Raw genomic sequence first — 13,667 nt, 5'->3', positions numbered from 1 at the left:
CGGGCCGGTCGGGAAGGGGGCGGATCACGGGCTTTCCTGGCGGGTGGCCGGGTCGGCGGTGGCGGGCAGGGCGCCGCGCAGCGGCGGGCCCGAGGGCCGGGTGACGGTGGGCGGCAGCGGCGGCGGGACCAGGGCGGTGCCCTGGATGCCGCCGCCCGCATCCTTGCGGGGCGCGGGCACCGGCATCGGCGGCAGCACCGGCGCGCCGCTGACGCCGTTCATCACGGTGCTCGGCGCGGGCTGGATGTTCTGCTGCAGCGCGCGGATCGCCTCGTAGCGGTCCTGGGTCAGCGAATCGCTCTCGGCCGCGTCGCGCACCACCACCGGCCGCAGGAACACCATCAGGTTGGTCTTGCGGCGGCTGCGGTTCTCGTTGCGGAACAGGCCGCCTACCAGCGGGACGTCGCCCAGCACCGGGATCTTGTCCTGGCTGAGCGAATAGTCGTCCTGCAGCAGGCCGCCCAGCACCACGATGCTGCCGTCGTCGACCAGCACGTTGGATTCGATCGAGCGCTTGTTGGTGGTCGGGCCGTTCTGGTTGGCGATGGTGCTGGTGTCGACGCTCGAGACCTCCTGGTAGATCGCCATCTTCACCGTGCCGTTCTCGTTGATCTGCGGCTTGACCCGCAGCGTCAGGCCCACGTCCTTGCGCTCGACGGTGGTGAACGGGTTGACGGTGCTGCTGCCGGTGCTGTTGGCGTAGGAGCCGGTCGGGAACGGCACGTTCTGGCCGATGATGATCCGCGCCTCTTCGTTGTCGAGCGTCAGCAGGTTGGGGGTCGAGAGGATGTTGGCGTCGCCCGAGCTCTGCAGGAAGTTGGCCAGCGCCCCCAGGTAGTACCTGCCGTTGATCCGCGGCGCCAGCGCCAGGTTGAAGCCGGTGGACGGCCGGATCGTCGAATTGGCGAGTGCGGCGGCGCCGCCGGTGCTGCCCAGGCCGGCTGCGGCCAGCGCCAGGCTGATGATGTTGGTGCCGGCGACGTTGGAGTTGTTGCCGATCACGCCCACCACGCTGTCGCCGCTGTTGCCCAGCGCCGTCTGCCACTGGATGCCGAAATCGGCCACCTTGCTGGCGTTCACTTCGACGATCAGGCTCTCGACCAGCACCTGGGCGCGCCGGCCGTCGAGCTTGTCGATCACCGCGCGCAGCTGGCGGTAGAGCGGCTCGCTCGCGGTGATGATCAGCGAGTTGGTGGCCGGGTCGGCCTGGATGCTGCCGCCGGTAGACGGCATCGCGCTGTTGGCGAAGTTGGACGACGCGCTGCTGCCGAGGGCCGCGTTGCTGCCGCCGGCGCCGCCGAAGCCGCCCCCGAAGCCGCTGCCTCCGCCGAAGCCCGACGGGCTCGACGTGGTGCCGCCCTGCTGCGGCACGCCGGTGGTGCCGCCGCCGGGCAGGGCGCCCGCCACGCCGCTGTTGCCGCTGTTGGCGGCGAGCGACGCCATCGCGGCGCGCAGCGTCACCGCCAGCCGGGTGGCCTCGGCGTTCTTCAGGTACACGACGCGGATGTTGCCGGCGTCGCCGTTGGCGCCGTCCTGCGCGGGCTGGTCGAGCCGCGCCACAAGGGAGCGCACCAGCGACACCCGGGCCGGGTTGGCCGCCCGCAGGATCAGCGAGTTGCTGCGCGGCTCGGCGATCAGGGTGGTGCGGAAGGCGTTGTCGGTCTGGCCCTGGCCGCCGGGCACGCCGGTGGGCTGGGCGCCCGGCAGGCCGCCGGCGGCCGACGCGGAACCCGAGCCGTCGATCAGCCGCGAGACCAGCGGCGCCAGGTCGGTCGCGACCGCGTGGCGCAGCGGGATCACCTCGACGTCGCTCGCGTTCGAGACGTCCATCGTCGCGATGATCTTGCCCATCCGCTGCAGGTTCTCGGCGTAGTCGGTGATGACCAGCGAGTTGTTGCCCGGGTTCACGTTGATCGTGTTGTTGGGGCTGATCAGCGGCCGCAGCACCGGCACTAGGTTGTTGGCGTTCTCGAAATTGAGCTTGAAGATCTGGGTGATGATCTGGTTGCCGGCCGCGCCGCCGGTGGCGGGCGCGACGGTGACCGCGCCGCCCTGCAGCTTGCCGTCGGCCTCGGGCACCACCTTGTAGAGCCCGGCCGATTCGACGACGGTGAAGCTCTGCAGCCGCAGCGCCGCCAGGAACTGGTTGAACGCGACGGCCGGCGGCACCGGACGCTCGGTCACCAGCGTCATCGTGCCCTTGACCCTAGGGTCGACCACCACGTTGCGGCCGGTGATGGTCGACATGGTGCGGGCCACCGCCTCGATGTCGGCATTGGCGAAGTTGAGCGTCACCGGCTCCCGCGCGCCGACCGAGGGCGGCGCGGCGCCGCGGGCGGCCCGGTTGTTCTGCGCATTCGCACTATGGAAGCCGAAAGGACCTGTAGCCGGCGTCCCGCCCAGGCTTGCTGCTACGGAAATAGTAGCAATGCGCAGAACGGATCGCTGGAAGAAGCGCGGGGCGCGCGGCGTTCGGTGGGTCATGCGTCAACCTACGGTGATGAGAGAACGGGCGCCGCTGCGGCGGCCGATGATGTTCAGGAGGTTCGAGAGCGCCGCTTCGCGGTCGGGCGCGGCCGAGGCCTCGCCGTCGAAACGCAGGCGCGAGCCGACCCAGCGGCCCTGGCCGGTGAGCTGCAGCGCGCCTTCGAGGGTCTGCAGGCCCAGCGTCGGCAGCTCGCCGCCGGCCAGCACCAGCCGGTAGCTGCCCATCGGGCGCAGCGGCGAGAGCTGCGACGACATGCCGAGCGCGTCCAGCTGCGCGCTGCCGGCCAGCACCAGCCGGCCCTGGGCGATCTCCACCGCCAGGCCCTGGGTGGCCAGCGCCAGGTCGCCCTGGGGCTTGAGCGTGTTCCACGGCGTGCCCAGGCCCGCCAGCAGGGCCGCCGGCCAGCGCGAGCCGCTGTCGGCCACCACGATGCGGGCGCCGCCGCGCTTCAGGTGCACCCGCAGCGCGACAGGCTCGGGCGTGCAGCAGGGCGCCTGCAGTTGCAAGGTCAGGCCATCCCAGGTGGGGCGGAGCCGCCAGCGCAGCCGGTCGGGCAGGGCGGCGGCGTCGGAGCTGCCGGCACCACCGGTCAGCACCAGCTGGGCGGTGCCGTTCCAGACGGTGCCGGCCGGAGCTGCCAGCAGCAGGTGCCCATCGGTGGCATCGGCCAGCGCGCCGCTCAGCCAGCGCGCCGGCGCGAACAGCACCAGCGTGGCCAGCAGGCCCAGCACCGCGCCGACGGTGGCCCAGCGCCAGCCGGCCGAAGGCTCGCGGCCGGGGCGGGAAACAGAAGAAGAGCGGCGGGCCATGGGGGAGCGAAAAGCGGAAAGGGCGATCAGGACGTGGAAGGCGGTGGAGGGCGGATTCGGTGCCGGCTCAGCGCGCAGGCAGCGCCAGCACGACCGTACCGTCCCAGCGCGGCTCCAGGTCGGGCGGCGCGGTGACGACCGGGGCGGGCACGTTCTGCGAGAAGTCGGGCACCAGCGGCCGGGCTGCGGCGGCACTGCCGGCGATGGCTGCGGGCGCGGCCGGCGGCGCGCTGCGTACCAGCTTGCTCTCGATCGGCAGCGCATGCGCATTGGCGCGGGCCCGGGCCAGCCAGGCGGCCAGCACCTCGGGCGGCGTGCCGCGCAGGGTGACGGTGGCCCGCTCGCCGACGACGCTCAGCCGGCCGGTGCCGGCCAGGCCGTCGCGCACCGAGGATTCCAGGGCGCGCAGCGATTCGTCGTAGCCGGCCTTGGGCTGGGCCTTCAGGCGCTGGGCCTCGGCCTGCAGGGCCAGCAGCCGCTGCTGCTGCGCGTCGAGCGTGTTGCGGCGGGTCTCGGCGACCTGCAGGGTGCGCAGGGCGGGGGCCAGCGCCACCCACCAGACCAGCGCGATGCCGACGGCGGCCGCCGCCAGCCGCACCATCGAGCGCTCGCGGGCGGCCAGGGCGTTCCAGCGGGCACGCAGGGTGAGCAGCGCCGCCGGGGTGCTGCGAGGCGAGGCGTTCATCGGGTCGGGTCCAGTCGGCAGGTGCGGTCGGAGGCATCGGCGAGGGCGGCGCACGCACGGTGCGGGCGGCACGGGCGGAGCAGCGCGGTCATGGCGCGCCCTCCTGGCGCAGCACCAGCACCTCGCCCTCGGTGCGGGCGGCGATGCCCTGGCCGCGCAGCTTCTCGGCGAGGGGCGCGGCCTGCGCCGGGTCGAAGCCGCGCAGCCGCAGTTCGTTGTTCAGGAAATCGACCGACTGGGCCGATGCCCCGGGCGGCAAGGCCGTGCCCACGGCCGACAGCAGGCCTTCCAGCCCGGCGCCCGCGCCGACGCCGGTGGCCTGGCGCAGCAGCGCCAGCTCGCGCTCCATCTGCACCGGCGCATCGACCACCACCCGCACCGACGGGAAGGTCTGGGTTAGCACCGCGTGCAGGGCCGACTGGCGGGCGTCGAGCGCGCTGCGCTCCTTCCAGGCCCAGGCGTTCAGGCCGACCAGCTGGGCCACCAGCAGCACGCCCAGGCCCCAGCGGGCCGCGCGCCACTGCGGCGACCGCAGCAGGCCGGCCATCAGCGATCCGGCGCGCTTGACGGCGCGGCGGCGGCCCGAGCTGGCCAGGTCGAACTGGGCCAGGTCCCAGCGGCCACGGGCGGCGACCAGCCAGCGCTCGGCCGGCGTCTGCAGCGGCAGCGGCCGGCCGGCCAGCTGCTCGGCCAGGGCGGCGACGGCGGGTTCGGCCCAGAAGAGGGGCGGTGGCGCATCGGCATCGGCCGGCCGGCCCGACAGGGCCAGGCCCAGCGCGCCGGCCGACAGCGGCAGCACCGACACGGCGGTGCCGGGCCGCTCGCCGACGACGACCAGCTGCGCATCCTCGGGCGTGCCGACGGCGTGGAGCTGGGGCTGCGGCAGCGCGGCGTCGTCGGGCGCGAATTCGGGCACGATCCGCGTCACCCGGCGGCCGGCGGCCTCCAGGCGCTGCAGGGCATTGCGCAGCCAGGCCCGGTCGCAGACGGCGACCCAGGCGGGGGCGCCGGAGGCGGCGTCGGGCGCCAGGGCGAAATGCAGGTGTGCGGGGTCGTCGAGCAGGCGGTCTTCCAGCAGGCCGTCGAGCACCGCGCGCACCCGCTGCGGCGGGCTGCTGGCGCGGATGCCGCGCGGCAGCTCCACCCGCTGCCACGACAGGGCGCGGGCCGGCACCACCGCCACCACCTCGCCACCGGGGCGTCCCGGCTGGGGCAACAGGGCGGGCGGCGCGCTGGCGTGGCGCACGGCGGCGTGGCCGTCGGCGGTCAGCACGTAGGGCAGGTCCACGGCGCCGGCGTCGGGAGGGAGGTAGACGATCAGGGTGCTCATGGACGGTAGTCGGCGGTGTGCGCGCGATTGTAGAGAGACCCGGTGTCTGCCGGACGGCGGCGGGTCGGTGTGTCGGGCGCCGCCGACAGATACGTTGCGGCCTTCAACGCGCGGCCGCTTCCTGGGCCGCCTGCAGCGCCTGCGCCACGCCGATCGCACCGCGCTCCCGCCAGACGGTGGTGACCGCATTGCCGTTGCGCAGCACCAGCGAGCGCTCCTCGACCACCGCGTTGTCGAGCCTCAGCCGGCCGCGCACCTCGAAATAGCGGCTGGAGACCCCGACGACGGCCGGATCGGGCACCGTCTCCATCTGCAGGAGTTTTCGGATGTCTTCCGCGTTGCGCAGGTAGTTGCCGGCGCGCGACGCCACCAGCCGCTGGGCGGCCGAGGCGTCGATGTCGGGCAGGGCCGCGGCGATGACCAGGGCGTCGGCGGTGTTGACGTTGACCGGGGTCAGCTCGGGCAGCATCGTGGCGAAGGGCGCCAGGGCCTGCAACGTCCGGGGCGACACGCCGAACCAGGCGAACTGCTCCAGGCGTTGCGGCAGCAGCGGCGCGTTGGGGTCGACCGTGGCGGCGGCCGTGGTGCCGGTGTTGCCGGTGGTGCCCGGCGTGGTGCCGCTATTCGTGCCGGCGGTATTGCCTGCGGCCGCCACCGCGGAGCTGGCCAGCGCCTGCCGCATGCCTTCGGCGATGCGGTCCAGCTCCTGCGCCGGCAGGCCCAGCTGGGCGAACAGCTTCTGGAACGCGGCGCGCCAGGTGGTGGAGACGTGGCCGTTGTTGTCGACCAGGTTGCGCAGGTTCAGCCGGCCCTGCATGTCGAGGATCTGGCCCGAGAGGAAGGCGTCGCGCACGTCGTCGCTGACATCGGCCCCCGCGCCGGAGCGGTCGGCGGCGGCCAGGAAGCTGGAGAGCCGGGCCTCCTGCAGCGGCAGCGCCCACGGTTCGCCGAGGTGGTCGGCGCCGTTGCCGGCGGCGCGGATGTTGGCGTTGCCGTCCTCGCGCAGGATCAGCCGCGACCAGTCGAGCGCGCCGACGAGGATCCAGGCGGCCTGCATCCGGGCGCGCTCGGCGGTCTCGATCTCGGTGCTGCGCCATTGCTGCCACATGGCGGCGGCGGCGAAGGTGGCGACCAGCGTCACCGTAAGCATCGCGGCGAGCAGGGCGGCACCGCGCTGCGCGGCGGCGTGGCGCGGACTCACGACTTGCCTCCGCCCACGGTGGGGCCGACCCAGTCGCGCACCAGCGGCCCGCTGATCGCCTGGCCGGGCGCAAGTACCAGGACCAGCCGCACGCCCTCGGGCACGGTGGGGATGCCGTTGGCGCTGGCGATGGTGGCGGCGGTGCCTTCGCTGGAGAGCGGGTTGCTCCAGGCGTTGTTGCGGTAGTAGTAGATCTGCCACTCGGACAGCGCGGCGATGGCCACCTGCCGCGCGCGCTGGGCCTCGCCCGGGTTCTGGGCCCAGAGCGCGGCCTGCTGCCAGGCCTCGTCCCACTCGCCGCGGGTGGTGAGCGGCGGCGATTCCCAGCGCAGCCAGGACAGGCCGGCGGGCGTGGCGCCGCGCGCCCAGGCCACCACCCGCAGGCCGTCGGCATCGCCGCCGCTGCCGCGCCGGGTGATGCGCAGCGCGCGGCCGTCCCAGTCGAGCGCCTGCAGCCGCTGCACCGCCGTCACCGCGTCCAGGTCGGCCGTCCACTGGGCCAGGCCGGCCTGCAGCGCCAGCACCTCGTCGGAGCGGGCCTTGGTCTGCTCCTGCGCCCGGGCCATGCCGTCGAGGCCGCGCCAGCTCATGATGGCCAGCAGCGCCATCACGACCAGCGCGACCAGCAGCTCCACCAGGGTGAAGCCGCCGATGCGGGCCGGGCGCCTGCGCCGCGGGGCCCCCATCAGTACTGCCCCACGATGGTGGAAAGCGTCAGGACCGGGCTGCCGCCATCGCGCACTTGGGCGTCGACCCGGCGAAAGCTCGGGTTGGGCGTGGGCCGCACCGCGACCGAGACCGCGAACTCGCGCCCGCCCTGGGCGCAGGGTACGGTGCTGTCGCCGATGCCGGGCATCTGCCGCGACAGGCGCACCCGCACCAGCTCGTTCTCGGCGCAGAGCTGGGCCAGCACCAGGTCGGACTGGCGCAGCGCGTTGCGGGTCAGGGCGCTGGTCGCCTGGCTGCCGGCCAGCAGCGCGATGGCGACGATGCCCAGCGCCACCAGCACCTCGATCAGGGTGAAGCCGCGGGCGAGGCCCCGCGCGGCGGCCGGGCGGCGGCTCACGGCGCGGCCACCGAGAAGGGCCGCAGGCCGTCGGTCGCCACCCGCAGCGCGCGGTCGGGCCGGGCGGCGCTGTAGAGCAGCACCTGCTGCGCCCCGATCAGCGGCTCGGGGCCCAGGCGCAGCACCGCGTCGCCCGCCACCAGCACGCCGGGCGCCAGCCAGCCGGTGGGCAACGCGCCGGGCGGCAGGCCGTCGAAGACGAAGCCCTGCGCCGTCGGCCGCCAGCGCACCGGCACGCCGCTGGCGCGCGACTGGGCACGGGCGCCGTCGAGCAGCGCGGCCAGCCGCTCGGCCTCGCGCTCCAGCTGGGTCTGGCTGCCGTCGCGCAGGGCGAAGGCGACGCCGGCGGTCGAGAGGGCGATGATCGCGATCACCACCATCAGCTCCAGCAGGGTGAAGCCGCCGGCCCTGCGGCGGCGGCGCCGAGCCGGGAAACCGGGTTTCGGGAAGAAAAAGGGCTGTGGCCGGCATCCTGCGCCGGCCTCCAGCTCTCTTTTCGATAGCAGATGCGCCGGGGCGGCTTCGCCATGCTGCGCTGGCAGGGAAGCGGCCTGGTGGGCGGGCGTGCCGGCCGGGGACGGGTGCATCGGGGAAGGAGAGAGAAAGACGGGGATCGTCGGGCGGCGACCGCAGCGGGCACCGCACGGGCGTCTACTGCCAACTGCCCACGTCCGCGTTCTTGCCTTCGCCGCCGGGCTGGCCGTCGGCACCGAAGGACATCACGTCGATCTCGGCCTTCACGCCCGGGTTGAGGTACTGGTACGGCCGGCCCCACGGGTCGTTGGGCAGCTTCTCCAGGTAGGGCTTCCAGTTGCCGGGCACGGGCGGGTTCGTCGGCCGGGCGATCAGCGCCTGCAGGCCCTGCTCGGCGGTGGGGTAGCGCTGGTTGTCGAGGCGGTAGAGCTTCAGCGCCTGGACCAGGTTGTTGACGTCGGTGCGGGCGGCGGTGCTGCGGGCGTCGTCGGCGCGGTCGAGCACGTTGGGCACGATCAGCGCGGCCAGCACGCCGATGATGACCAGCACCACCATCAATTCGATCAGGGTGAAGCCAGCCTGGAGGCGGCGCAGCGGTCGGCGAAGGAGTGTCGTGGGGTGCATGGCGGAAAAAGGGGTCTGCGGACGGTCGGAGACAGGGCGGCGGGCGCCGCCGGACGTTCCATGATAATCCGCGCATGCAACAGCCCGATGTAGCCCGCTGGACCCGCCGCACCGCCACCACCGCCCTCTGGGCGCTGGCCGTCGGGAGCATCGCCTTCTGGGGGCTGCGCCTGGCGGCCCCGCCCGCCGCGGCGGCCTACGCGCCGCTGGCGGCCGCCCCCGGGCCGCAGGCCGATCCGATGGCCGTGGGCCGGGCGCTGGGCGCCGTCACCGACGCGCCGGTCGCAGTCGTCGCGGCGCCCACCCGCTTCACCCTGCTGGGCGTGGTGGCCGGGCGCAGTTCCGGAGGCACCGCGCTGATCGCCGTCGACGGCCAGCCGGCGCGGCCGTTCCGGGTGGGCAGCGCGGTGGCGCCGGGGGTGGTGCTGCAGTCGGTCGGGCCGCGCAGGGCCTACCTGGGCGGCGACGGCGTGGCGGCGGTGACGCTGGACATGCCGGTCCTGAAGTAGCCGGCGCTGCAGCGCGGCGGCGCGGTTCGGCCGCCACGGGCTGCCGTCGGCCCAGACAGAAAACTCAATCGGGCGTGGCGAAGGCCCCGGGCGGGCGCCATTCCACCACCGCCCAGCGGCCGAAATCCAGGCCCTCTCGCGGCCAGTCGCTCGCCCGGGCCACCTGCCGGGTGCCGGCGGCCAGCAGTTGCGCCGCCCGGGCCACGCCGGCATGGGCGATCCAGACCACATCCGCTTCGCCCGCGTGCGGTAACTCGTCGAACGCCCGGGCCACCCGCGCCATGAAACCGGCAACGCTCTCGCCGCCGCCGGGCGCGTGGTGGGCGAAATCGGCGGTCCAGGCGTCGAGCCGTTCGGCGCCGAGGGCGTCCCAGGCGTGTCCCTCCCAGTCTCCGAAATCCATCTCGGCCAGGCGCGGGTCGGGGGTGGAGGGCAGGTCGGGCCGCAGCCGGTGCAGGGCCTCGGCCAGCGCGGCGCAGCGCTGCAGCGGGGACCGGGCGACGCGGCTGCCCGCGGGCAGCACGGCGGCCAGGGCCTCGGCTGCGCGGTCCGTCGCGACCGGGTCGGCCGGCACGTCGGTGCGGCCGTAGCAGATGCCCGGCGCCAGTAGCGGCACCGCGTGGCGCACCAGCCAGAGCCGGGTCATCGCAGCGCCACGGCCGCGGCCAGGTAGAAGGCGATCTCGCAGACCTGCTGCGTGGCGCCCAGGCAGTCGCCGGTGAAGCCGCCCAGCCGGCGCCTGAACAGGCGGTAGGCGGCGCAGCACGCCAGCGCCGTCGCCACTGCGCATGCTACTAAATAGATAGCGCCATGCCGGTATGCAGCGCCGGCCAGCGGCACGAAACACCATAGAAACCCGACGGCCACCGCACCCCGCCCGATCCGGTCGGCCAGCGGCTTGCTCTTGGAGCGGGCGGTGTCGCCCACGTGCGGCAGCGCCCGGATGAGCAGCAGCGGCGCGAAGCGCGACAGCACATGGGCGCCCGCCAGCGCCGCCACGGCGGTGGCGGTGCCGCGTGCGCCCAGTCCTGCCAGCAAAGCGACCTTGCAGAGCAGGCCCAGCACCAGCGCCAGCGTGCCGTAGGCGCCGATCCGCGAGTCCTTCATGATGTCGAGCGCCCGCTCGCGGTCGGCGCTGCCGCCCAGGCCGTCGGCCACGTCGGCCAGGCCGTCCTCGTGGAAGCCGCCGGTCATCCAGACGGTGGCCACGGTGCAGAACGCGGCGGCGGCCAGCGGGGTGAACGGCCCCGGGCCCAGGGCCCAGGCGGCCAGCGCATAGACCGCGCAGGCGAAGCCGCCCACGATCCAGCCGATGCCCGGCAGGTGCGCCGCGCTGGCGCGGAGCATCGCGGGGCTGAAGCCCACCCAGTCGGCGAGACGGCCGGTGACGGGGATGCGGGTGAAGAACTGCAGCGCCAGCAGGAAGCGGCGCACCGGGTCGAGGCTCATCGCGGCGGTACCCGGCCGCCCGCTAGCGCAGGAACAGGCGGTAGGCCGGGTTGGCGGTTTCCTCGATCCACGGGTAGCCCAGGTCGGCCAGGAAGGCGGCGAAGGCGGCGTCGTCCTCGGCCGGCACCTGCAGGCCGACGAGGATGCGGCCGTAGTCGGCGCCCTGGTGGCGGTAGTGGAACAGGCTGATGTTCCAGTTGGGCCGCATCAGGTGCAGGAACTTCAGCAGTGCGCCCGGCCGCTCGGGGAAGACGAAGCGCAGCAGCCGCTCGGACGCGCCCGCGCCGGACGCGTCGACCGGCACCCGGCCGCCGACCAGGTGGCGCAGGTGCTCCTTGGCCATCTCGTCGTGGGTCAGGTCGAGCGTCGGAAAGCCCAGCGCGCCGAAGTGCTCGGCGATGCGCACCGATTCGCCGCGGGCCACGGTGGTGAGGCCGACGAAGACATGCGCCTCCGACGGGCCGGCCATCCGGTAGTTGAACTCGGTCACGTTGCGCGGGCCGCCCTGCAGGGTGCCGATGCTTTCGCAGAACCGGCGGAAGCTGCCGCGCTCCTCGGGCACGGTGACGGCGAACAGCGCCTCGCGCTCCTCGCCCACCTCGGCCCGCTCGGCCACGAAGCGCAGCCGGTCGAAGTTCATGTTGGCGCCGCAGAGCACCGCCGCGTAGGTCTCGCCGGTGGTGCCGTGGGTGGCGACGTACTGCTTGATCGCGGCCACCGCCAGGGCGCCGGCCGGCTCGACGATGCTGCGGGTGTCGACGAACACGTCCTTGATCGCGGCGCAGACCGCATCGGTATCGACGGTGACGAAGCCGTCGACCAGGCCGCTGGCGGCGATGCGGAAGGTCTCGGCGCCGACCAGCTTGACGGCGGTGCCGTCCGAGAACAGCCCCACGTCGGGCAGCGTGACCCGGTGGCCGGCGGCGACCGACTGCATCATCGCGTCGGAGTCGTTCATCTGCACCCCGATCACCTTGACGCCCGGGCGCACCGCCTTGATGTAGTTGGCGACGCCCGAGATCAGCCCGCCGCCGCCGATGGCGACGAAGACCGCGTCCAGCCGGTCCGAGCCCGGGCCCTGGCCGATGCCCTGCACCTGGCGCAGGATCTCCATCGCGATGGTGCCCTGGCCGGCGATCACGTCGGGGTCGTCGAAGGGGTGCACGAAGGTCAGGCCGCGCGCCTGCTCCAGCAGGGCGGCGTGCTGGTAGGCGTCGGAATAGCTCTCGCCGTGCAGCACCACGTCGCCGCCGAAGCCGCGCACCGCGTCGATCTTGAGCTGCGGCGTGGTGGTCGGCATCACCACCACGGCGGTGGTGCCCAGCTTGCGGGCGCTCATCGCCACGCCCTGGGCATGGTTGCCGGCCGAGGCGCAGATCACGCCGCGGGCCAGTTGCTCGGCCGAGAGGTGCGCCATCTTGTTGTAGGCGCCGCGCAGCTTGAAGCTGAAGACCGGCTGCTGGTCCTCGCGCTTCAGCAGCACCGTGTTGCCGAGCCGCTCGCTCAGGTTGCGCGCCCGCTCCAGGGGCGACTCGATCGCCACGTCGTAGACCCGCGCATTCAGGATGCGGGTCAGGTAGTCGGCCGGGGTGAGGGAATGGGGGGAGAGCGGGGAGGGCGTAGGAACAGCGGTCATGGAGGAGGCCGGCAGCGGCATGACAGGCGGTTGAGCGGGCCGGGCGCCCGCGCCGTGCGCAGCGGGGCGATCATACGGCGCCAAGAAAAAAGCCCCGAGCCTTGCGGCTAGGGGCTAAATCCACCAAAGGAGGAGGTGGAGGAGACAACTGGTGCAAGCGGAGCCGGGTAATTCCTGATGGAGTTCCCGATTCGTTATGCTTGTGTGCAGTATAGCGGGAGCCTTTGTTGCGATGCAACAGACCGCCCGCGATTTCCGTCAATGGTTGGCAAATCGCCACAGTCACCGCGCAGAAAGAAGAAAACGATATGGAATGCACCGTCAGCTGGACCGGCGCGGCCGGAACCCGCTCCCAGATGGGCTTCGTGGCAGAAACCGGCAGCGGCCACGTCGTGGCGATGGACGGCGCGCCCGACGAGGCCCGCCCCGAGAACGGCGGCCGCAACCTGGCCCCCCGCCCGATGGAAATGCTGCTGGCCGGCACCGGCGGCTGCACCGCCTACGACGTGGTGCTGATCCTGCGCCGCGGCCGGCACGACGTGAAGGCTTGCTCGGTGCACCTGAGCAGCGAACGGGCGCCGGCCGATCCGAAGGTGTTCACCAAGATCCACATGCAGTTCACCGTGACCGGCAAAGGTATCCCGGCCGCGGCGGTGGAGCGCGCGATCGCCATGAGCCACGACAAGTACTGCTCGGCCAGCATCATGCTGGGCGCGACTGCCACGATCACGACCGGCTTCGACCTGATCGAGGGCTGACGGCAGCCCGCCCGCCGCTGTCGCTCAGACGTAGTGGGCGGTGGTGGTCATCACCCGGGCGGCACCGCGCATCAGCAGCCGCACCGGCGCGGGCAGGTCGACCCCGCCGGCGGCGCGGGCCTCGGCGGCGTGCGCTTCTTCGTCGGCTTTCATCTGCGCCACGATAGCGCGGGATGCGCCGTCGGCCTCCGGCAGCCGCTGCAGGTGGCTGCCCAGGTGTTCGCCCACCTGCTGCTCGGTCTCGGCCACGAAACCCAGGCTGACGCGGTCGCCCGCGGCGCCGGCCAGCAGGCCCAGCGCGAAGGCGCCGCCGTACCAGAGCGGATTGAGCAGGCTGGGGCGGTCGCCCAGGTCGTCGAGCCGCTGGCGGGTCCAGGCCAGGTGGTCGGTCTCCTCGCGGGAGGCTTCCTCGAAGTGCGCCCGCAGGGCCGGATCCCGGGTGACCGCGGCCTGCGCGGTGTAGAGGGCCTGGGCGCAGACCTCGCCGACGTGGTTGACCCGCATCAAGGCACCGGCCAGCCGCTTCTGCGCCGGATCGAGTTCGGCGGTGTCGCCTTCGGGCGCCGGGCGCCCTCCGTGCGGAACGGCGAAGAGGGTGCGCAGTGCGGCGTCGGCGGCGATCAGGAAACGGTCCATGC

15 protein-coding genes are annotated in these 13,667 nt (G+C 73.6%); 2 read left to right on the top strand and 13 right to left on the bottom strand.

Annotated elements, in window-relative coordinates:
- Positions 1–24: 24 nt before the first annotated feature.
- From gspD to gspG, 9 genes are all read right to left on the bottom strand, one after another.
- A complete protein-coding gene (gene gspD / locus ASE76_RS13665; protein WP_082448492.1) occupies positions 25–2,484 on the bottom strand; it encodes a type II secretion system secretin GspD in 2,460 nt (819 codons plus the stop codon).
- Between the two features lie 3 nt (positions 2,485–2,487).
- Positions 2,488–3,297, bottom strand: coding sequence for a type II secretion system protein N (gene gspN / locus ASE76_RS13660; RefSeq protein ID WP_055840357.1), 810 nt, complete (start codon positions 3,295–3,297; stop codon positions 2,488–2,490).
- A gap of 67 nt (positions 3,298–3,364) precedes the next feature.
- Positions 3,365–3,982: a type II secretion system protein GspM gene (gspM, locus tag ASE76_RS13655; protein WP_082448490.1), complete on the bottom strand. Its 618-nt coding sequence runs from the start codon at positions 3,980–3,982 to the stop codon at positions 3,365–3,367.
- Positions 3,983–4,070: 88 nt separating this feature from the next.
- A complete protein-coding gene (gspL, locus tag ASE76_RS13650; RefSeq protein ID WP_055840356.1) occupies positions 4,071–5,312 on the bottom strand; it encodes a type II secretion system protein GspL in 1,242 nt (413 codons plus the stop codon).
- Positions 5,313–5,415: 103 nt separating this feature from the next.
- Positions 5,416–6,513 (bottom strand): type II secretion system minor pseudopilin GspK, encoded by a 1,098-nt coding sequence (gspK, locus tag ASE76_RS13645; protein ID WP_055840355.1) that lies wholly within the window; start codon positions 6,511–6,513, stop codon positions 5,416–5,418.
- A complete protein-coding gene (locus tag ASE76_RS13640) occupies positions 6,510–7,199 on the bottom strand; it encodes a type II secretion system protein J (RefSeq protein WP_055840354.1) in 690 nt (229 codons plus the stop codon). Before ASE76_RS13640 ends, gspK begins: the two co-directional genes overlap by 4 nt.
- Positions 7,199–7,579, bottom strand: coding sequence for a type II secretion system minor pseudopilin GspI (gene gspI, locus ASE76_RS13635; protein ID WP_055840352.1), 381 nt, complete (start codon positions 7,577–7,579; stop codon positions 7,199–7,201). Before gspI ends, ASE76_RS13640 begins: the two co-directional genes overlap by 1 nt.
- Positions 7,576–8,067 carry a Tfp pilus assembly protein FimT/FimU gene (locus tag ASE76_RS21220; protein ID WP_255357288.1) on the bottom strand — a complete coding sequence of 164 codons (492 nt, stop codon included), beginning with the start codon at positions 8,065–8,067 and terminating at the stop codon, positions 7,576–7,578. The genes gspI and ASE76_RS21220 overlap by 4 nt, the downstream gene beginning before the upstream one ends.
- Before the next feature lie 163 nt (positions 8,068–8,230).
- The gene (gene gspG / locus ASE76_RS13625; RefSeq protein ID WP_055840348.1) at positions 8,231–8,677 is read right to left on the bottom strand and encodes a type II secretion system major pseudopilin GspG; all 447 of its coding nucleotides are present in this window, start codon (positions 8,675–8,677) and stop codon (positions 8,231–8,233) included.
- Positions 8,678–8,751: 74 nt separating this feature from the next.
- Here gspG and ASE76_RS13620 point away from each other — a divergent pair, with 74 nt between their 5' ends.
- Complete coding sequence (locus tag ASE76_RS13620; RefSeq protein ID WP_055840346.1) at positions 8,752–9,186, top strand: type II secretion system protein N; 435 nt, start codon at positions 8,752–8,754, stop codon at positions 9,184–9,186.
- Between the two features lie 64 nt (positions 9,187–9,250).
- Here the strand turns inward: ASE76_RS13620 and ASE76_RS13615 are convergent, their stop codons facing one another.
- Genes ASE76_RS13615 through ilvA form a run of 3 tightly spaced genes read right to left on the bottom strand, consistent with a single transcriptional unit; the run spans position 9,251 to position 12,271 of the window.
- A complete protein-coding gene (locus ASE76_RS13615) occupies positions 9,251–9,832 on the bottom strand; it encodes a histidine phosphatase family protein (protein WP_055840344.1) in 582 nt (193 codons plus the stop codon).
- Positions 9,829–10,635 (bottom strand): adenosylcobinamide-GDP ribazoletransferase, encoded by an 807-nt coding sequence (locus ASE76_RS13610; RefSeq protein WP_055840342.1) that lies wholly within the window; start codon positions 10,633–10,635, stop codon positions 9,829–9,831. The genes ASE76_RS13615 and ASE76_RS13610 overlap by 4 nt, the downstream gene beginning before the upstream one ends.
- A 22-nt stretch (positions 10,636–10,657) precedes the next feature.
- Positions 10,658–12,271 carry a threonine ammonia-lyase, biosynthetic gene (ilvA, locus tag ASE76_RS13605; protein WP_055840512.1) on the bottom strand — a complete coding sequence of 538 codons (1,614 nt, stop codon included), beginning with the start codon at positions 12,269–12,271 and terminating at the stop codon, positions 10,658–10,660.
- Positions 12,272–12,579: 308 nt separating this feature from the next.
- Between ilvA and ASE76_RS13600 the strand changes: the two genes are divergently transcribed.
- Complete coding sequence (locus ASE76_RS13600; protein ID WP_055840340.1) at positions 12,580–13,029, top strand: OsmC family protein; 450 nt, start codon at positions 12,580–12,582, stop codon at positions 13,027–13,029.
- Positions 13,030–13,053: 24 nt separating this feature from the next.
- On the opposite strand, the gene coq7 is transcribed toward ASE76_RS13600, so the two are convergent.
- On the bottom strand, positions 13,054–13,665 hold the full coding sequence (gene coq7, locus ASE76_RS13595) for a 2-polyprenyl-3-methyl-6-methoxy-1,4-benzoquinone monooxygenase (RefSeq protein ID WP_055840338.1): 612 nt from the start codon (positions 13,663–13,665) through the stop codon (positions 13,054–13,056).
- Positions 13,666–13,667: the final 2 nt, after the last annotated feature.

It is taken from the genome of Xylophilus sp. Leaf220 (assembly GCF_001421705.1).
Lineage (GTDB): Bacteria > Pseudomonadota > Gammaproteobacteria > Burkholderiales > Burkholderiaceae_C > Xylophilus.
Note: the sequence above shows the minus strand (reverse complement) of the source record. Positions and strands in the feature narration are given on the sequence as shown.

What these genes read in the sequence shown, in the direction of transcription:
- gspD (WP_082448492.1), bottom strand. Translation starts at nt 2,484, where the DNA reads ATGACCCACCGAACGCCGCGCGCCCCGCGCTTCTTCCAGCGATCCGTT.
- gspN (WP_055840357.1), bottom strand. Translation starts at nt 3,297, where the DNA reads ATGGCCCGCCGCTCTTCTTCTGTTTCCCGCCCCGGCCGCGAGCCTTCG.
- gspM (WP_082448490.1), bottom strand. Translation starts at nt 3,982, where the DNA reads ATGAACGCCTCGCCTCGCAGCACCCCGGCGGCGCTGCTCACCCTGCGT.
- gspL (WP_055840356.1), bottom strand. Translation starts at nt 5,312, where the DNA reads ATGAGCACCCTGATCGTCTACCTCCCTCCCGACGCCGGCGCCGTGGAC.
- ASE76_RS13640 (WP_055840354.1), bottom strand. Translation starts at nt 7,199, where the DNA reads ATGGGGGCCCCGCGGCGCAGGCGCCCGGCCCGCATCGGCGGCTTCACC.
- gspG (WP_055840348.1), bottom strand. Translation starts at nt 8,677, where the DNA reads ATGCACCCCACGACACTCCTTCGCCGACCGCTGCGCCGCCTCCAGGCT.
- ASE76_RS13620 (WP_055840346.1), top strand. Translation starts at nt 8,752, where the DNA reads ATGCAACAGCCCGATGTAGCCCGCTGGACCCGCCGCACCGCCACCACC.
- ASE76_RS13615 (WP_055840344.1), bottom strand. Translation starts at nt 9,832, where the DNA reads ATGACCCGGCTCTGGCTGGTGCGCCACGCGGTGCCGCTACTGGCGCCG.
- ASE76_RS13610 (WP_055840342.1), bottom strand. Translation starts at nt 10,635, where the DNA reads ATGAGCCTCGACCCGGTGCGCCGCTTCCTGCTGGCGCTGCAGTTCTTC.
- ilvA (WP_055840512.1), bottom strand. Translation starts at nt 12,271, where the DNA reads ATGACCGCTGTTCCTACGCCCTCCCCGCTCTCCCCCCATTCCCTCACC.
- ASE76_RS13600 (WP_055840340.1), top strand. Translation starts at nt 12,580, where the DNA reads ATGGAATGCACCGTCAGCTGGACCGGCGCGGCCGGAACCCGCTCCCAG.
- coq7 (WP_055840338.1), bottom strand. Translation starts at nt 13,665, where the DNA reads ATGGACCGTTTCCTGATCGCCGCCGACGCCGCACTGCGCACCCTCTTC.